Origin of the sequence: Domibacillus enclensis, assembly GCF_900156125.1 — a bacterium.
Lineage (GTDB): Bacteria > Bacillota > Bacilli > Bacillales > Domibacillaceae > Domibacillus > Domibacillus enclensis.
This window is the reverse complement of record NZ_FTLX01000005.1, coordinates 226,423-244,005: the sequence shown is the minus strand read 5'-3', so window position 1 is coordinate 244,005 and position 17,583 is coordinate 226,423. Positions and strand designations below refer to the sequence as shown.

17 protein-coding genes are annotated in these 17,583 nt (G+C 47.2%); 7 read left to right on the top strand and 10 right to left on the bottom strand.

All coding sequences use genetic code 11. From position 1 onward, the window contains the following. Positions 1-86: 86 nt before the first annotated feature. Together BW952_RS12325 and BW952_RS12320 are read right to left on the bottom strand one after the other, a co-directional pair. A complete protein-coding gene (locus BW952_RS12325; RefSeq protein ID WP_045850340.1) occupies positions 87-566 on the bottom strand; it encodes an NUDIX domain-containing protein in 480 nt (159 codons plus the stop codon). 74 nt (positions 567-640) lie between these two features. Further along, positions 641-1,858 (bottom strand): NAD(P)/FAD-dependent oxidoreductase, encoded by a 1,218-nt coding sequence (locus tag BW952_RS12320; protein WP_045850386.1) that lies wholly within the window; start codon positions 1,856-1,858, stop codon positions 641-643. A 275-nt stretch (positions 1,859-2,133) separates the two neighbouring features. Between BW952_RS12320 and BW952_RS12315 the strand changes: the two genes are divergently transcribed. Together BW952_RS12315 and BW952_RS12310 are read left to right on the top strand one after the other, a co-directional pair. Next, positions 2,134-3,087 (top strand): NAD(P)/FAD-dependent oxidoreductase, encoded by a 954-nt coding sequence (locus BW952_RS12315; protein ID WP_045850339.1) that lies wholly within the window; start codon positions 2,134-2,136, stop codon positions 3,085-3,087. Between the two features lie 45 nt (positions 3,088-3,132). After that, positions 3,133-3,774, top strand: coding sequence for an SDR family oxidoreductase (locus tag BW952_RS12310; RefSeq protein ID WP_045850338.1), 642 nt, complete (start codon positions 3,133-3,135; stop codon positions 3,772-3,774). A 42-nt stretch (positions 3,775-3,816) separates the two neighbouring features. Here BW952_RS12310 and BW952_RS12305 read toward each other — a convergent pair whose 3' ends face one another. Both BW952_RS12305 and BW952_RS12300 read right to left on the bottom strand, forming a co-directional pair. Beyond that, on the bottom strand, positions 3,817-7,056 hold the full coding sequence (locus BW952_RS12305; protein WP_052698400.1) for a DUF6359 domain-containing protein: 3,240 nt from the start codon (positions 7,054-7,056) through the stop codon (positions 3,817-3,819). Between the two features lie 423 nt (positions 7,057-7,479). After that, the gene (locus tag BW952_RS12300) at positions 7,480-7,866 is read right to left on the bottom strand and encodes a HesB/IscA family protein (RefSeq protein ID WP_045850337.1); all 387 of its coding nucleotides are present in this window, start codon (positions 7,864-7,866) and stop codon (positions 7,480-7,482) included. 145 nt (positions 7,867-8,011) lie between these two features. Here BW952_RS12300 and BW952_RS12295 point away from each other — a divergent pair, with 145 nt between their 5' ends. Continuing rightward, complete coding sequence (locus BW952_RS12295) at positions 8,012-8,710, top strand: DUF2225 domain-containing protein (protein WP_045850336.1); 699 nt, start codon at positions 8,012-8,014, stop codon at positions 8,708-8,710. 42 nt (positions 8,711-8,752) lie between these two features. On the opposite strand, the gene BW952_RS12290 is transcribed toward BW952_RS12295, so the two are convergent. After that, complete coding sequence (locus BW952_RS12290; RefSeq protein ID WP_045850335.1) at positions 8,753-8,989, bottom strand: YuzB family protein; 237 nt, start codon at positions 8,987-8,989, stop codon at positions 8,753-8,755. Between the two features lie 163 nt (positions 8,990-9,152). Here BW952_RS12290 and BW952_RS12285 point away from each other — a divergent pair, with 163 nt between their 5' ends. Further along, entirely contained in the window at positions 9,153-10,220 is a 1,068-nt protein-coding gene (locus BW952_RS12285; protein WP_045850334.1) for an NAD(P)/FAD-dependent oxidoreductase, read from the top strand. Positions 10,221-10,774: 554 nt separating this feature from the next. Here BW952_RS12285 and BW952_RS12280 read toward each other — a convergent pair. Continuing rightward, positions 10,775-12,172, bottom strand: coding sequence for an NAD-dependent succinate-semialdehyde dehydrogenase (locus tag BW952_RS12280; protein WP_045851786.1), 1,398 nt, complete (start codon positions 12,170-12,172; stop codon positions 10,775-10,777). A gap of 208 nt (positions 12,173-12,380) precedes the next feature. On the opposite strand from BW952_RS12280, the gene BW952_RS12275 reads away from it, so the two are divergent. Continuing rightward, positions 12,381-12,623, top strand: a complete 243-nt coding sequence (locus BW952_RS12275) for a NifU family protein (protein ID WP_045851782.1) — start codon at positions 12,381-12,383, stop codon at positions 12,621-12,623. 53 nt (positions 12,624-12,676) lie between these two features. Here BW952_RS12275 and BW952_RS12270 read toward each other — a convergent pair whose 3' ends face one another. Next, complete coding sequence (locus BW952_RS12270; protein ID WP_045851785.1) at positions 12,677-13,660, bottom strand: 2-hydroxyacid dehydrogenase; 984 nt, start codon at positions 13,658-13,660, stop codon at positions 12,677-12,679. A gap of 122 nt (positions 13,661-13,782) precedes the next feature. On the opposite strand from BW952_RS12270, the gene BW952_RS12265 reads away from it, so the two are divergent. Continuing rightward, complete coding sequence (locus BW952_RS12265) at positions 13,783-14,289, top strand: phosphatidylglycerophosphatase A family protein (protein WP_045851781.1); 507 nt, start codon at positions 13,783-13,785, stop codon at positions 14,287-14,289. A 119-nt stretch (positions 14,290-14,408) separates the two neighbouring features. Here BW952_RS12265 and BW952_RS12260 read toward each other — a convergent pair whose 3' ends face one another. The 3 genes from BW952_RS12260 to BW952_RS12250 form a co-directional block, all read right to left on the bottom strand. Then, positions 14,409-15,914, bottom strand: a complete 1,506-nt coding sequence (locus tag BW952_RS12260) for an FAD-dependent oxidoreductase (protein WP_045851780.1) — start codon at positions 15,912-15,914, stop codon at positions 14,409-14,411. A gap of 85 nt (positions 15,915-15,999) precedes the next feature. Continuing rightward, positions 16,000-16,767 (bottom strand): TIGR01457 family HAD-type hydrolase, encoded by a 768-nt coding sequence (locus BW952_RS12255; protein WP_045851779.1) that lies wholly within the window; start codon positions 16,765-16,767, stop codon positions 16,000-16,002. A gap of 1 nt (position 16,768) precedes the next feature. After that, positions 16,769-17,218, bottom strand: a complete 450-nt coding sequence (locus BW952_RS12250; protein ID WP_045851778.1) for a DUF86 domain-containing protein — start codon at positions 17,216-17,218, stop codon at positions 16,769-16,771. A gap of 72 nt (positions 17,219-17,290) precedes the next feature. On the opposite strand from BW952_RS12250, the gene BW952_RS12245 reads away from it, so the two are divergent. Beyond that, positions 17,291-17,557: a DUF3055 domain-containing protein gene (locus BW952_RS12245; RefSeq protein ID WP_045851777.1), complete on the top strand. Its 267-nt coding sequence runs from the start codon at positions 17,291-17,293 to the stop codon at positions 17,555-17,557. Positions 17,558-17,583: the final 26 nt, after the last annotated feature.

Sequence of the window (17,583 nt, the reverse complement as noted above, 5' to 3'; positions counted from 1 at the left end):
CCTTTATAGGAGGAAATAAACTTCTCTACCTTCAGTATAACCCGTTCGTAATATTTTTATCTCAATATTCTGACAAAATATCACTGTTAAATGAAAAACCGGTAGGCTGTATAGCCAAACTGCGGACCTGGGTCGGGTATTTCCTGACACGCCAGACCAGATGTTTCAAACAGTTTCACAATATTTCTTAAAAGAACCGATGTGTCAGGGTCTGCTTCCAGTTCTTCGGCTGTCACCCACCTTGCGTCAAGCAATTCTCCCGGGTGCGCTTCTGGTTCTTTTTCTTCGAGAAGAGTCATATGAAAGATAATCATCGTATCGCTTACATCTTGCTTGATCACGCCGGACCGAATCCCGGCGACGCCGCAGACAGCTGCATCCACACCTGTTTCTTCCTTTACTTCCCGCACTGCCGCTTCGTCTGCCGTTTCACCGGCATCGACAAATCCCGCCGGAAGAGACCACTGGCCTTTTAACCCTCCGTACGATTTTTTCACGACAAGCCAGCGTCCCTGGCTGTCTATCACCACGCCCGCTGCCGCAAGCCACACTTTTCCCCGTTTCACTATTCGCTCCTCCTTTCTTTTTCAGAAAACAAAAAAGAAGCTGCCCCTGAATCGAGACAGCTCCCCTTTTGGTTTTATAGTACGTTGAATTTCCCTTTTTTCAAAACAAGTGAAGGGCCGCCGACCATAAACAGGGCACGGTTATCAATCATTTTCTTCATGAATGATGCTTTTGTGCCGGTTAATTTTTTGTCGAAAACGACACCGATTGCATCATCATCACCGAGTGAACATACCGTTCCTTTTAAGTGTGGAACGAACGCTTCAAGGTCTGATTGTCCTTTCACAAGCTTTACAAGGTTTTTCGCCACTGTCTCACCTTGCTGCATCGCAATTTGAGCGGTTGGCGGGTAAGGACGGTTAATTTCTTCGTTGATGATTAATGAACAGTCACCAAGAACGAAAATATCGTCGTGACCCGGTGCGCGAAGATCCGGATTTACTTTTACGCGTGCACGCATGTTTTCAATGCCTGATTTTTCGATGATGCTGCTGCCGCGAACGCCCGCAGCCCATACAACTGTACCTGCTTTGATTTCTTCTGTTTCATCTTCACCTTTTGCGACGATGATGCCTGTTTCTGTGGCGCCTTTGATTGGCGTGCCGATTTTGAACTCAACGCCTTTTTTCTCAAGCTGCGCAACGGCATATTTCACAAGCTCCGGATCAAACCCAGGAAGAACCATTGGCGCTGCTTCTACGCAGTAAATACGAACTTTTGAGTAATCGATATCGTACTCTTTGCAAAGCTCAGGAACGCGATTGGCAAGCTCCCCGAGGAATTCAATACCTGTGAAGCCGGCACCGCCGACAACAAACGTCAAACGCTCCTCTTGTTTTACTTCTTCGTTTGCGTATGTAGCAAACTGGAATTCGATATGATCACGCAATTGACGCGATGTGTTGACGTTCGAGATTGTGAAAGCGTGTTCTTTCAACCCTTCGATGCCGAATGTTTCAGACTCGCCGCCCAGAGCAACAACAAGATAGTCGTAGTCCACTTCGCCTGTATTTAAAATTACTTTCTTTTCTTCTGGTTTAATATCCTGTACTTCCGCACGGATAAATTCCACTTTGCTGCGGTTAATAACGGAATCGACATCATAGCGGACACGGTCGTGGTGCATCGTGCCAGCTGACGCTTCATGCAGCCATGTTGTTTCGTAGTGGTAATCATTTTTATTGATCAGCACAATATTTGCTTCGTCCACTGATAACGCTTTTTGCAGACGTGTTACGGTAATCAAACCGCCATAACCGGCGCCTAATACTACAATTTTCGGCTTTCTCACTGTCATCTTTATCCACCTCTATTAAAATATTCGCGCGAAGAATGTGATACTCTTCACGTATACTGATAAAAAAACATTCTTTCTCTTTTTCACAAAAAATAAGGTTAATGTGCACAACTAGGTTAATCATAGACGTTTTACTGCCTTTTTTCAAGTTATTTCCCCAATAAATTTCAAATGAGACTTCAAGAGAAAATTTCTGTAAAATAAGAAATCATACGCCAGGATGACGCAGCTGTTGTGTTGATGGCGACCATTTCAAAGGGGGATTACGCGTGACAGACATTACGATTATTGGGGCAGGCCCCACCGGATTATTTGCTGCTTTTTACGCCGGCATGCGGGGTGCTTCCGTGAAAATTATTGAAAGCCTTCCACAGCCGGGCGGTCAATTATCCGCTCTGTATCCGGAAAAGTTCATTTATGACGTAGCGGCTTTTCCTGCTGTTCGTGCGCAGGAGCTGGTTGACCGCCTCGTCGAGCAGATGAACCGGTTTCCTGTTGAATTATGTCTTGAGGAAGCTGTGCAAAGCTTAATGAAACAGCCTGATGGAACGATCGTGCTTCAAACCGATAAAGGCACGCACGAAACAAAGGCCGTGATCATTACAGCTGGAAATGGCGCTTTTCAGCCGCGCCGTCTTGAATTGCCTGAGACGGAGTCGTTGCCGAATGTCCATTACTTTATCAATGACCTGTCCGCTTTTTCCGGCCGGCGTGTTGCGGTTCTCGGAGGCGGAGATTCCGCTGTGGACTGGGCAATGATGCTCGAAAACACAGCAAAAGACGTGACGATTATTCACCGGCGCGATAAATTCAGAGCTCACGAGCACAGTGTCGAGCTGCTGCATGAATCCCGTGTGAATGTCCTGACCCCTTTTGTCCCGGTATCATTTGACGGGAGACAACTTCAGCTTGAGGAAGTAAAAGGAGAGCGGACGGAAAACCTGGAGATAGACGACCTTATCGTGAACTACGGTTTTATTTCTTCGCTTGGCCCGATGAAAAACTGGGGGCTGGACATTGAACGAAATTCGATCATCGTCAACTCCCGAATGGAGACGAATATCGAGGGCGTTTATGCGGCGGGAGACGTGGCAACATATGACGGGAAGGTCAAGCTCATTGCGACCGGATTCGGGGAAGCGCCGACCGCTGTCAATAATGCAAAGTCGTATATTGATCCATCAGCGAAAGTGCAGCCTCTTCACAGCACCTCCTTGTTTTAATTTTTTTGCCACGGGTAAACTAATGGTAAAAAAGGGTGGTTACGTATGCACGTACTTGTTATTGGCGCTGCCGGTACAACCGGCCGTCTTGTTGTTCAAAGTCTTTCCGAAAACATTCAGCATCACGTGAAGGCGATGGTTCGAAAAACCGATCAAATGACGGATATGGAGAAGCTCGGCGCAAGGCCTATTTTGGCTGACCTGGAGCAGGATTTCAGCTATGCGATGAATGACGTGAACGCGGTGATTTTCGCGGCGGGCTCCGGACCTTCCACCGGACCGGATAAAACTACCGCTGTTGATCGAGACGGCGCCATTAAAGCCATTGATCTTGCTGCGGCTCATGGAATCGAACGATTTATCATGCTGAGCTCGCTTGGAGCAGACCGGCCGGATGCCGGACCTGAAGCCATGCAGCATTATTTGCAGGCTAAGCACGATGCGGATGCCCATCTGATGAAAAGCGGCCTCACTTATACCATTGTCCGGCCCGCTGCACTGACCAATGATCCGCCATCCGGCAAAATCAGCGCCGATGTACAGATTGTCGACAGAGCCGGATCCATTTCACGGGCTGACGTGGCAGAAGTACTCGTGCAATGCCTGACGTGCGATCATACTCAAAACCGCACGTTCGAAATGGTTTCAGGCGATGACCCGATTGCAGACGCATTAAAACGTATTTAAACAAACACCCCGTTCAATGGTGAACGGGGTGTTTGTTTTCGTTTAAGCTGCTGGTTTTGTTTTTTTCTTTCCTTTTGAATCCGTCCACTTTTGGACGTTTTCCGTTCCGATAATCTCGACATCCTGCTTTGTATCGATTTGCACTTCTTTTACTTCGGCTCCACGCAGATCAATGACCTGCCCTTTTTGAGGAGTGGAGATGATCACTTTATTGTATTTCAGCCCTTCTCCCTCTAAGGTAGCTGAATGCTTGACGACGATTCCCTTGCTGAACCGCGCCCCTTTGTCAAATTCCAAATGAATGCCCGGCTTTGCCACAACAAATTGTTTTTTCTTCAAGGCAGGCACATACACAACATCTTCTTCAGTGGTATCTTCCTGAAATGTCGTACGGATCACAACAGGATCGTGGTCGCTCGCTCGCCCATGCTCTTCCATGAACTGAGAATTGGTATGAACGATATCCACCTCTGTTGACGATGCCATATTATTCGTGACGAGGATATGATCCAGAACCTGTGCGTTTCCTTGATACGAATACGTAAACCGCTCTTCCGCCGGAACTTGATCTATCATATTCGTTAATGCGGTCCCTTTTAAAATCGATAGTGATTCCGTGAACTCAAAGTCATTAAAGTCTCCAGCCAGAACGATGTTAGCATCAGCGTCCGCTGCTTTCACGTCCTGAACAAAGCCGTTGACAACTGCCGCAATTTGCTTGCGCTGTTCTTCACTGCCTAAAAACGGCGGCTGGTTTTTGCCGAACAGCGGCTCATCTCCGCCTTTTGAATTAAAGTGATTCGCAACCACAATCACGTTTTCACCGTTAAACGTAAACTGGGCAGCAACCGGCTTACGGCTGTCATCAAATGCGGCGTTTTCCGGATCAATCCGGCCCGGGTTCAACGTCAGCTTGCCGTCTGCATAACCAACTGCTTCTGCCGCTGTTCCTTTTGTTCCTTCTGTAAGAGAAACACGTTCCGGATTGTACAGAAAGCCGACACGGATGTTGCCGCCTGGCTGCCCTCCGTCCATCTTGTCCGCTGGGGCAACATCTGTGTACGCATACGACGGACCGCCGAGCGCTTCAATAGCAGCAATAAGAGTTGCCGCACTTTCAGAAGCATCCGTTATGCCTGAATCTGTCGGTCCATCGTTGTCCTGTACTTCTGTCACCGCAATGACATCCGGCGACTTCATGCCGCTGACGATGCCTTCCGCAAGCCGGCTTGTTTTTTCTGCTCCGGAAGCGGTTGAGAAGTTTTCAAGGTTATAGGACGCAATCGTTAAGCCGTTTTCCGTGGCGGTTAAATTCGTTTCCTCTCCCTGTAAACCGCCATCGATCAATTCCGGCACGTCATCTACAAGCACTTTAAAGTTACTGAAGCCGTAGCTGACGACGCCTGTTACGTTTCCGTTAAAGAAATCGCCTGTTTTCGCCACAAATTCTTCGTCATTTAGATCCAAATGAATGCGTTCTGGATTGTAATCCTCCGCTGTAATTCGCAACGCACCTGCTGTAGTATTTGTTTCCACATTTTCTGGTACAACGATCACTTCCCCGTAGTTTTGAGGCGCAATCACTTTCGGGTTGTTTACTTGAATCCGCATACCTTCAACGCTTTCAAAAAAGTCGATGCCGTCCTGCTCCGGATCGAATGTGCCGAATTGATCGTTGTCGATGACCTCTGTCGGCATCATGCGGTCTTCATTGATGATGACCGGTGCTGGGAGAGTGTGGCCTGAAGTAACGTCATAGATTTTGGAAGCGTTGATTTCCGTTACAGGCAGGTCTGTCTGCAGCTTTTCTGAATAGCCGTCAAGCACCCATTCCTTTACTGTCCCATCTACAGAAACAAAATCTCCCTTCACAAGTCCGTGTGCTTTTTTATAAACAAGAATGCCTTCAGATGTTTTTTCGTCGTCATCCGGCTCCACGCTTTGCATGTAGACGTTGTTGCTGTCGACAACGTGCGTGACAACTCCTTGAATACCGGTAACGGTTAAATTGTTGTAAGGAGAGGTGTGGCCTTCTCCCTGGATATCATGAATCTGAACATCATCCTTTTTTATCACATACGTGAACGTAGAAAGAATGCTGTCGTTCAATCCATCTTTAAACGCTTTTGCTTTAACGGTTTTGTTTTCATCGATCACAATAGGTTCAGTGTATAAAGCACTTTCTTTTGTCGGTTCAGACCCGTCCAGCGTGTAGCGGATTTCCGCTCCTTCTGTCGGAGAAAAAAGCGTCACACCTGTTCCTGCCTCCACGATGCCGGCTGCCGGATTCGCTGTAACAGGCTGAACGGTTGACGAATCTGCTTCAATATCGGCTGCGTCACGCGGAATCAGCTGGTACACATTGTTGTAAGAGCCTACGACACCCGTAATGCTGTCATAGCTTGTGTCTTCTGCAAGAAGTGACGGATCCTGTGGTCTAATCTGAAACGAATGACCCTGCTCATCGGCTGCTGTGTAGTTCCCGCCTGAAAAGCTGGAAACAGTGACATTGTTGATCTTCACAAGTGTTCCTTCCGCTTCTTCTGTCAATCCTGAGGCTGGAATAGTTGACGGTTCAGGCACCTCGCTGCTTCCAATAACCGTCACTCCACCTGACGCCACAGCAATTTCAAGCAATGAATTGTAATCATCGATCTTCCCTTTTGCTGCAACAATGTCGCCGACTGCCACCTTCATGCTGGAGCCGTATAAAACGATCCCGGCTGTTTCATCCTGAATGTAAACGGTATTGCCAAAAACAGCTGTCACAATTCCGGAAGTTAATACGTCCGTTCCTTCTGCTTTTTGACGAGCAGATGCGATTGTTTCCTTCTCAAGTTCTATTGGTTCCTCGGGCTGTTCTGTATCTCCCTCCGCTACAATCGACACAGAAGAAGGGTTTTTCAAGCCTGGCACATTAAAATAGGGCTCAAGCGAACCGGTGACTTGAATTTTTTTGCCTAGATTATCTGGGTTTTCCATTAAATTAATTCCCGCCCGGACAGACGTGGTCAGTTGAACAGGCAGGATGTTAGCCGGGTTTGTTTCACCTGCCGTGTCAGCAATGCCCACATTCGTTGCCTTGTATTTAGCTGGATCCGTTGTATATGATGTTCCTGACAAAGCGTAGCCGACAATATAGCCTTCCACTGTTGCTGTTCCTGCATTATTCGCAATCGCATCCGCTACAGAGATCGATGCGGCACGTGCAGGAGTTTGAAAGGGCAGAAGTGAACCGATCACGAGAATAACCGCCAGTAATGCTTGTCCTATTTTTTTCACACTAAAACCTCTCTTCTATTTTTTGATGGGCCGTTCTGAATGAACCTCCTTTATTGTAATCTACTTTCTATTGTAAAATAGAATCTTTACAGATAATTTAAAAAACTTTAATAAATAGAAAAATCAGGAAAAATATCACAGTCTGTTATATAGGTATAAAAGCATCCACTCTGAGACAATGGACCTTTTTAAGTTGAATAAAAAAGGGCTCCCTGTCCATACTAGGAGAAAATAGAGGGTGAGGGGGAAAGAACATGTATAATGACTGGTGGCTTCTCCAATTTATTTTCCTTTTTTTCGTCACTTTTTTTATTATTGTTCCGCTTATTTCTATCTGGTTTACGAGAAAAAAGAAACAAGATCAATAAAAAAAGCTTTTGCCGCCAATGGGGCAAAAGCTTTTTTATCATAATAAATGCTCACTTAGCAATTCTCTGGCGTTCCTTCATTTGTTTTTGTTCGGAAGGAAGAACCACAGCCGCAGGAAGCGATCGCATTTGGATTTTCAATGGTAAACCCACCGCCCATTAAGGACTCCTTGTAATCCACAACCGTGCCATTTAAAATGCCTGCATCGTTTTTCGCGACGACAATCGGAATCCCGAACTGGTTCAGCTGAAGATCTCCTTCCTCCGCCTCAGGTGTAAAGCCCATGCCGTAGGACAAGCCGCTGCACCCTCCGCCGTGAACTGCCACTCGTAAAAACGACCCTTCTTCTTCGTTTTGCTTCATCATATCTTTTATTTGAAAAGCCGCGGCTTCTGTAATGGTCACTACTTGTTGTTCAGACAAATGAATCGCTCCTTTCATTTTCTTTTAGTATACGTGGAACCTGCTGAATCATCAACTGAAGCGCTCATCTACTTTTTGCACAAAAATAATTCTTTTTACCCTTAAATCCTGTATAATAAAATAAGCATAAAGACCCCAATACCGATCGAAGGAGGCTTAATTAATGTCAAATGTCCCTCCCCTTTACAATAAAACGATGAAATGCCCTCATTGCAAGCAATCCTTTAATGCCACAAAGGTACGAAAAAGCAATATTAAAGTGACCGGCCAGGATACCGATTTAAAACCGCTTTATGAAGATGGCCAAATCAATCCGCTTTTTTACAATGTTCACGTTTGCTTTCACTGCGGCTACTCTTTTACAGAAGATTTCACGCCTTACTTTGCACCGGGAACCGCTGATGTGCTGAAGGCGTCTGTCTCTGACCATTGGGTAGAGCAGGATTTCAGCGGTGAACGGTCCCCTGCTAAAGCCATTAAAAGCTATAAGCTCGCTCTTTATTCCGGCGTGCTGAAAAAAGAAAAGCATTTAACGCTCGCAGGCCTTGCGCTGCGAACCGCCTGGATTTACCGGGACATGAGCCGAAAAAAAGAAGAAAAGCGCTTTTTGTCCATAGCCGCCCGTGAATACGAAGAAGCCTTTTCAAAAGAAGATGTAGCTGAAAAAATGTCTGAAATTAAAGTGCTTTATCTTTTAGGGGAATTAAACCGGAAATTAGGGCGCAACGAAAAAGCGGTTTCGTTTTTTTCAAAAGTCATTGAACGGCAGCGCAACTCCAATGAAAAACAAATTGTCGAAATGGCCCGCGACCGCTGGCATGACTTGCGTGACCAAATGAAAGAATCAGACGAATCAGCATAAGAAAACCGGATGTCCTTGAACGGCATCCGGTTTTCTTGACGTTTAAAACAGCCACGTTTCGTCAATAAAAGTATATATATTTGAAACAAGCTCATCCGGCGTTGCGCCGCTGACGACTTCTCCATTGACGAGTGCAAATGGAGAATCCGAACAGCGTGTGCAATAACTAAGACAGCCGTATTCGATCACGTCCAGGGTAGAATCCCGTTCAAGCTTTTCAAATGCCTCCTGTGATCCGCTTGCTAAATTGCTGACGCAAAATTCAATAATTGGCTTCATACGATCCTTCACCTCACTCATTCATTGTACTATCAATTCCGTCCAGAAAAAAGCCGGAAGTTTTCCGGGAAGTCTGTTGTATAAAAGGTGCATTTTCGCTATACTCGGATATGAATAAACGGACACATACTATGCACGAATATGAAACAGAGGGGTTATACATATGAAGAACTTAGTTTTGCTTGGAGGCGGCTACGGCAATATGCGTGTGCTTTTAAGACTATTGCCGAACCATCTTCCAGACGACGTAGCGATTACATTAGTTGATAAAGTGCCTTACCACTGCTTGAAAACCGAATATTACGCATTGGCGGCAGGAACCGCTTCTGACCATGAAGTGCGTGTGTCGTTTCCAGAACACGAAAAGCTAAAAGTGATTTATGACGAAATTACCTCCATTCAATTGGAGAAAAAAGAAGTGCTATTGCAAAACCACGGCGCTCTTCCCTATGATGACCTGGTCATCGGCCTCGGCTGCGAGGACAAATACCACGGCGTTCCTGGAGCCGCTGAACATACAAACAGCATTCAGTCCATTCAGAAATCACGTGCTACGTACGAAAAATTAAACAATATGCCTGCCGGATCAAAGGTTGGGATCGTCGGCGCCGGTCTTTCCGGCATTGAGCTTGCGAGTGAGCTTCGTGAAAGCCGTCCGGATCTTGACATCAAGCTGTTCGACCGCGGCCCCCGCATTTTAAAAGACTTTCCTCAGCGCTTAAGCCGCTACATTGAAAAATGGTTTACCGATCACGGTGTAGAAGTCGTTAGTGATGCGAACATTACCCGCGTCGAGCCCGATCGCATTTACAACCACGAGGACGTATACGAAATGGACGCGGTTGTTTGGACCGCCGGCATTCAGCCAAGCCTTGTCGTTCGTGATATGCCGGTGGAAAAAGACCGCTCGGACCGGGTCATTTTAACGCCGCATCATAACCTGCCAGGCAATGAACATGTTTACGTTGTAGGAGACTGCGCGAGCCTGCCGCACGCACCGAGCGCGCAGCTGGCCGAGGAACAAGCCGAGCAAATTGTCGATGTGCTGCAAAAACGCTGGAGAAACGAACCGCTTCCGGAGACCATGCCGGAAATGAAACTAAAAGGCGTGCTTGGCTCTCTCGGCAAAAAGCAAGGCTTCGGCTTTGTGGCAGACCGCGCCATCACCGGACGCGTCGCCCGCTTCTTAAAATCCGGCGTACTCTGGATGTACAAATACCATAACGGATAACAAAAAAAGAACCCGGCGCAAAAGCACCGGGTTCTTTTATAGTGTCGAAAAACAAACTCGTCAAGAGAAACTAGATGTTTTTTCGAGATTGTTTCCTTTTTCTTAGCAAAAAATAGGCTGTTTTTCTAGAAAAGAACACTCAGGGGCTCCGGGCTGCCGGCTATTCTTTAAAACATGTGACATCAAGAAGAAAGCCCGCTTTTCCTAAATCGTGAAAAGGAGAGGATTCTCATCTCTTTTTTTTCACTCAGAACTATTTCCATTTTTGGTTTTACGATTTGCTTTTCCTCCCCACCAGGGCGGCTGGCGCAGGACGAAGACTCGGGAGGGACCAAGCGGGTCAGGTGAGATCCACTTTTGGAGCGTAGCGACAAAAGTTAGCTCACCGCCCGCCCCTCCGAACGCGAAGTCCTGCAGAAGCCGCCCCTACTGTGTTGGCTCAAGCACAGTGGCTTCGAAAAAGAGAAGTTGTCACTTGATTTTCATTGACATCTTTTTCAAAAGCATGAAGGAACCCGGCGCAAAAGCACCGGGTTCTTTTTTTTGTAAACGGCTTATAATCCGAGAGAAATATATTTGACTTCTAAAAACTCATCCATTCCGTGATGACCGCCTTCACGACCAAGGCCGCTTTCTTTGAATCCGCCAAATGGCGCCTGCGCAACCGATGGCAATCCGTCGTTTAAGCCGACAATGCCGTATTCCAGCCCTTCGCTTATTTCAATGGCTTCTGATAAGTGCTCTGAGAACACGTAGGCGGCAAGACCGAACGGCGTGTTGTTCGCCCGCTTGATCACTTCCTCCGTTGTCCGGTACACCGTAATGGGCGCCAGTGGGCCAAACGTTTCATCCACCATGCAGTCCATTTCATCCGTAACATTCGTCAACACCGCAGGCGTCACATAGTTCCCTTTTGTTTCACCGCCCATTTCCACAACGGCGCCTTTGCTTTTTGCATCCTCTAGCTGGCTCTGGACTTTTTCCACAGCGTCTTTGTCGATCAGCGGGCCAATATTCACGCCACTTTCCATGCCGTTTCCTACTTTTAACGTCTTCACTTCTGCTTTAAAGGCTTCAATAAATTCTTTTTCAATCGACTCGTGAACATACACCCGGTTTGCACAAACACACGTCTGGCCGGCATTGCGGAATTTCGAGCCGATCAAGCCCTTTGCCGCTTTTTCAATATCGGCATGAGCCGTGACGATAAAAGGAGCGTGGCCGCCAAGCTCCAGCGAAACTTTTTTCATCGTGTCCGCTGCCTGCTTCATCAGCACCTTGCCGATTTCTGTTGAACCGGTGAATGTCACCTTCCGCACGCGGCTGTCTTCCATCCAGGCGCCGGCTACTGATTTGGAATCGCCCGTGACGACGTTTAAGACACCATTCGGGATTCCTGCTTCGTGTGCAAGCTCAGCCAGCTTCAGCGCCGTAAGAGGAGTGGCGGAAGCGGGCTTAACAACAGCCGTACAGCCGGAAGCGAGAGCAGGTGCAACCTTCCGTGTAATCATCGCCGCCGGGAAGTTCCACGGCGTAATTGCTGCGACAACGCCCACAGGCTGCCTAGACACAAACAGCCGTTTTTTCGGATCGGAGGCGGGAATCGTTTCGCCGTAAATGCGCTTGCCTTCTTCTGCATACCACGAAATAAAGCTGTTTGCGTAGGTGACTTCGCCAATGGCTTCCTGAAGCGGCTTGCCCTGCTCTTCTGTCATAATCCGGCCGATTTCTTCCTTGTTTTCATCGATCAGCCGGTACCAGGCCATTAAGAGCTCAGCGCGCTCGCCAGCTGTTTTTTTCGACCACGATGTAAAGGCCTCGTATGCCGCATCCACTGCCTTGCTAGCTTCACCTGCGCCTCCTTTTGGCACCGTCGCGATCACTTCATTGACAGCCGGATTGACTACTTCAATTTGTTCATCCGCAGTCAGCCATTGACCGTTTATGTACATGCTCCATTCTTTCAAAAAAATCCTCTCCCTTTTTTCCTGTTTGTACTGTACTATTGCCCCACTGCACGAGTTTAAACGCCTTATTTTCAGTTCCTAAATAACGGATGAGAATAAAGCAGCGGTTTTTCCCTTTCTCGGCAGGAGAAATTGCATTTTCAATTTAAAATCATTATAATATATGTATCGAATCGAAAGGAGCCGATGATTCATGCAAACACAAGAACAAGAAATTTACGGTGAAGTTCAGGAAGTACTAGATAAATTACGTCCATTCCTACTTCGCGACGGCGGCGACTGTGAACTCGTTGATATTGAAGACGGGATCGTGAAGCTTCGTCTGCTCGGCGCATGCGGCAGCTGCCCTAGCTCAACCATCACATTAAAAGCCGGGATTGAGCGCGCATTGCTTGAAGAAGTTCCTGGAATTGTTGAAGTTGAACAAGTCTTTTAATGACAAGAGCTGATCCTTGACGGGATCAGCTCTTTTTTTCATGACCGTCTTTATTAAAACTGAAGCACATCTTTATTCACGAGCGTTTTAGGCGGCCGTTCATCGAATACCGCTTCAATGTTGTCACAGCAGGTCATCATCATCGCAATCCGCGTTTCTCTTGAAGCGCTGCCGATGTGCGGAAGCGCCACGACATTTTTCATTGATAAAAATGGGTGATCGGCCGAGATCGGCTCTTTGTCAAATACGTCGAGACCAGCAGCGGCAATGTCTCCTGCTTTTAGCGCATCGATCAGCGCCTTCTCGTTAATAATAGGGCCCCGGCTTGCATTAATAAACATGGCGTCCTGTTTCATTTTCTGAAAGTGTTCACGCTGAAACAATCCCCGTGTATCCTCATTTAATGGCGCCAGACAGACGACAAAATCTGCTTCCTCCAGCAGCTCGTCAAAGCTTCTGTATTGCGCACCCAGCATTTCTTCAGCCACTTCATGGCGGCGGCGGTTATGATAAAGAATTTCCATATCAAAGCCGGCTGCCCGTTTTGCCACAGCTGTCCCGATTTTTCCCATACCGACAATCCCAATTTTTTTATGATGAACATCCGTCCCAACCAGCATCATCGGCGCCCAGCTTGTCCATCTTCCTTCTTTCACAAACTCGGATGCTTCTGTCATGCGACGGGCTGTTGCTAAAAGCAGTGCAAACGTTAAATCCGCTGTTGTATCGGTCAGCACGTCCGGTGTATTGCAGATTGCTACACCATGGCGGCTGGCGGCTTCGAGGTCAATATTATCAAAGCCGACCGCCATATTAGCCACTACCTTTAATTGCGGAGCATGAGAAAACAGCTCCTCGTCCACCCCATCCGATATAACGGTCAGCAGCGCATCGGCCGTCGATGCTTTTTCAATAAGTATGTTTCTTGGAACCGCTTTATCCTCTTCACACCACGTCTCAACCTCGTAGGATGCAGACAGTCTTGTGACAATCTCTTCAGGCACTTTTCGTGTTACATAGACAAAAGGCTTCACCAGGCGCACCCCATTTCAGATTATTCCGTCTTATTGTATCATTTTCCACTTGAGTATGTCACAATGAAAACGGGTATAGGAGTAAAAGAATGGCATATTATATTGAGTAAAAAGGTGTGTTGAAGATGACAATTGAAGAAAAGCGCGTAATGAGTATGTCTGAAAAAACAGCCCGCCGCTGGATTGGTGAGCGAGGTGTCAAGATGGAAGATATCGCCGAGCTGGTTGTGTACCTGCAAAAGCCTTATCACCCAGACTTAAAGCTTGAAGAAGCAATGGAGCATGTGGAAGCTGTGCTGCGCAAGCGTGAAGTACAAAACGCGGTGTTAACAGGAATTCAGCTCGATATGCTGGCAGAGAAAAAGCAGCTGGATGACCCGCTTCAATCGATTATTGAAACAGATGAAGGACTGTACGGCCTTGATGAAACGATTGCGACGGCGATCATTAACGTATATGGAACGATCGGCTTAACGAGCTACGGGTATATCGACAAGCAAAAGCCGGGCATCCTTCAGTTTTTAAATGATAAATCAACAGGCCAGGTGCATACGTTTTTAGATGACATCGTCGGTGCCATCGCAGCAGCAGCAGCGAGCCGCCTTGCCCATAGAGCAGCTCATACAGAATAAGAAATGTATTTTGATAAAAGCTGGACGGTTTTGCGAACATCGCAATCGCCCAGCTTTTCTCTTTTATCAAAAAGAAATGTTTTGATAGCCGGGATATTGACTAGTCAACTCATGATCTCTTACCGTTTATCGAGAGGCTTGATGGCAGGGCCTTCCAGTACTTCCCCGTCATATGAAAACCGCGAGCCATGGCATGGACAGTCCCATGAACGCTCGGCATCGTTCCATTCCGTTTCACAGCCCAGATGCGTGCACGTGATATCCACCAGGTGGCAATGTCCGTGTTCGTCCTTATACGCACCAGTTTTTTTGCCGTCGACCATGACCACGCCGCCTTCATCGGTTAAAAGGGAATCAATGCTGACGGTCGTTCTTTTTAATTTCCCACTGATTAATTCTTTTGCCACTTTTGCGTTTTCCGTAACAAATGTTTTTACATCCGCGGGTTTTGCTTTCATCCGCTTCGGATCATACAAGTCAGCGTACCGGCTTTCCCCCTTTGTGATAAGGTCAGTGATCACATGCGCGGCAACCGTTCCGTTAGTCATTCCCCATTTTGCATAGCCGGTTGCCACGTAGCAGTTTTCATGGGTCCGGCCAATATACGGCACACGGTCAAGCGTAATTAAATCCTGGGCAGACCACCGGTAAAGCACTTCCTTGGCGCCGAAGTGGCGTTTGGCAAAGTCGGCCAATTCCTCATAATGATGCATCGTTTCCTGCTCGCTGCGGCCGACCGGATGGTTTTCACCGCCCATAATCATCAGACTTTCACCTGTTTCCATTGTGGCCTGGCGAATCGAACGGGATGGCTTGTCTTCGCTGATATACATGCCGTCCTCAAGCTGACGGTCCCCTTTCACCCCAATCGCATACGAGCGCTCCGGATGAAGCTTGGCAAAATACAAGCCATCAAAATCGTTAAAAGGAAAATGAGAGGCGACCACAATATCGTTACAAACAATTTTATGTCCGCTCACTGTCTTCACTGCATGTCCATCAATGGCTTCAGCGCGTGTGTCTTCGAATATATGGACGCGGTCTGCCATATCCTCAATCAACGCTTCTAACAGCTTCACCGGATGAAACTGCGCCTGATCTCTCATCACAAGCGCTTCCGCTATATCAAATGGCAGTTTCTCCTGCGCGGACGCTCCTGCGATGCCGCCGTTAATGCCCAGCTTCTCGTAAGCATCCAGCTCTTTTTCAAGCGCGCTTCGCATTTCATTCGTCGTGATGTATACATACGCATCCTGAGCAGTGAAATCGCAGTCTATCTTCAGGTCTTCCACCGTTTTCTTTAAAAAAGCAATGGCTTCTTCATTTGCTTCATAATAAAGCCTGGCTTTGTCTTCTCCCATTGTCCGAATCAGTTCATCGTATATAAGACCGTGCTGTGAGGATATTTTCGCTGTCGTAAAGCCCGTTGTTCCATCTGTTAATTTTTTCGCTTCAATCAAAGCCGTCTTTTTGCCTTTTTTCGATAACAGCCAGGCAGTCAAAATGCCTGTAATCCCTCCTCCGACAACGACAACATCTACCGTTAAATTCATATTCAGCGGCGCAAAGGTGCGGGGTGCAGGGTGATCTTTCCAGTAGGACATGGATTGGTTCGGAATGCGCATGTTCTCCTCCTAAAATTCGTCATGCTCCTTGTATACCCATTCCTGTCCATTTTTAGCCAAAAAAAGAAACAGCCTCGGCTGCTTCTTACAGTTCCCACTCATTCAAATTGTTCCGCGTATGTGTCGGCTGAATATCATAACGCTCCAGGAATTCCCGCTGCGTAACGCCTGTGTGCACAAGAAGCGTGTCAATGCCGATATTGATTCCGGCAAGAATGTCCGTATCGTAATAATCGCCGACCATAATCGTTTCTTCCTTGGATGTCCCAAGAACAGCCATTGCCTGCTCCATAATGACCGGCTCCGGCTTTCCGATGAAGATTGGCTGTGTTTCAGTCGAAACCGTTACAACGGACGTTAGAGAGCCGTTTCCTGGCATAAAGCCGCGCTCGGTCGGAATCGCGATATCACCGTTTGTGGAAATAAACCGGGCGCCATTTCGGACAGAAAGGCAGGCGCCCGCCAGTTTTTCGTATGTAATGCCGCGGTCAATGCCTGTCACAACGTAATCTGGATTTTCATGAGTAACGACTTCAAGCCCCTGCTCAGCCAGCGCTTCAAGAATGCCGTCTTCACCAATGACGTAAATGCTTGCACCCGGTTTTTCATCATGAATAAATTGAGCCGTGGCGCGGGAGGTCGTGAAGACATTTTCCGGTGTCGTGCGGATGCCCATTTTCACAAGCTTATCTGCTACCTGCTCCGGTGTACGGGATGAGTTGTTCGTCACAAACAAATATGGAACGTTCGCTGCATTCAGCCGGTCGATAAATTCTGCCGCTCCGGGAATGACTTGTGTTCCGGCATACATCGTGCCGTCTAAATCAATTAAATAGCCTTTATATCGTGTCATGTTATTCTCCTTCTTCTGGTAAAAATGCAGAAACCGGACCGAGTTCATTTTCCAGATACGCTCTTACACGCTTCGGAAAATCGGCCAGCTCTTTTTTATTTGCGGTTAATACAGCAGCCAGCTCATCATGTGAAATGGTGACATATTCACGCACAAGCCCTTTTCGCAGACCAATCACATCTTTTAGTGGAGCCGACTGTTCTGGCAAAATAACGTTTTCATCTTCCATAATATCGATAATATCTTCATAGCTGCCCGGGTCACGCATAATAAATCCATCAATCATCGCATTGCCGACATCGATGACGGATTCGACAAGCGTCTGGGCAATCCGTTCAAGCGCCAGCTTTTCAATTGCGGTGCCGAAAACCGGCTGCGACTCAAACAAGGCAAGCTGCTGCTCCATAAACCGGAGAGTTTCTTCCATTTTTTTGCGGTCGATAAAGTACACAGGCCATCCATCCTTTCCGTTCTTATTGTAGCATGTGGTACAATGATTGAAAATGCACAGCGGAGGTTCTACATGAGTGAACGTTTTTTTCTTTATGACGAAAAGGATACGACGACCACACGGTTTGTCAGCTTTGCCGGAGAACATGCAAGATATGACCTGGCTCTGATGCAGACGGACCGTTATTATGGAAAGCGGATTGTTATAAATTTGCAGGGTAATACATATGCCATTATTGGCCGGGATGACCTGGATGAACCCGGCTATATTGAATATGCTTTTAAGCTTAGCGAAGAGGAAGCCGCCGAGCTGAAGGATTTTTTATACGAAGTCATTTAATGAACCAAAAAGCGCGAACCCTAATC

Bases quoted from the DNA above. Each gene is read 5' to 3' on its own strand.
- BW952_RS12310 (WP_045850338.1), top strand. From the start codon at position 3,133: ATGCACGTACTTGTTATTGGCGCTGCCGGTACAACCGGCCGTCTTGTT.
- BW952_RS12300 (WP_045850337.1), bottom strand. From the start codon at position 7,866: ATGAAAGGAGCGATTCATTTGTCTGAACAACAAGTAGTGACCATTACA.
- BW952_RS12295 (WP_045850336.1), top strand. From the start codon at position 8,012: ATGTCAAATGTCCCTCCCCTTTACAATAAAACGATGAAATGCCCTCAT.
- BW952_RS12290 (WP_045850335.1), bottom strand. From the start codon at position 8,989: ATGAAGCCAATTATTGAATTTTGCGTCAGCAATTTAGCAAGCGGATCA.
- BW952_RS12285 (WP_045850334.1), top strand. From the start codon at position 9,153: ATGAAGAACTTAGTTTTGCTTGGAGGCGGCTACGGCAATATGCGTGTG.
- BW952_RS12280 (WP_045851786.1), bottom strand. From the start codon at position 12,172: ATGTACATAAACGGTCAATGGCTGACTGCGGATGAACAAATTGAAGTA.
- BW952_RS12275 (WP_045851782.1), top strand. From the start codon at position 12,381: ATGCAAACACAAGAACAAGAAATTTACGGTGAAGTTCAGGAAGTACTA.
- BW952_RS12265 (WP_045851781.1), top strand. From the start codon at position 13,783: ATGACAATTGAAGAAAAGCGCGTAATGAGTATGTCTGAAAAAACAGCC.
- BW952_RS12260 (WP_045851780.1), bottom strand. From the start codon at position 15,914: ATGCGCATTCCGAACCAATCCATGTCCTACTGGAAAGATCACCCTGCA.
- BW952_RS12255 (WP_045851779.1), bottom strand. From the start codon at position 16,767: ATGACACGATATAAAGGCTATTTAATTGATTTAGACGGCACGATGTAT.
- BW952_RS12245 (WP_045851777.1), top strand. From the start codon at position 17,291: ATGAGTGAACGTTTTTTTCTTTATGACGAAAAGGATACGACGACCACA.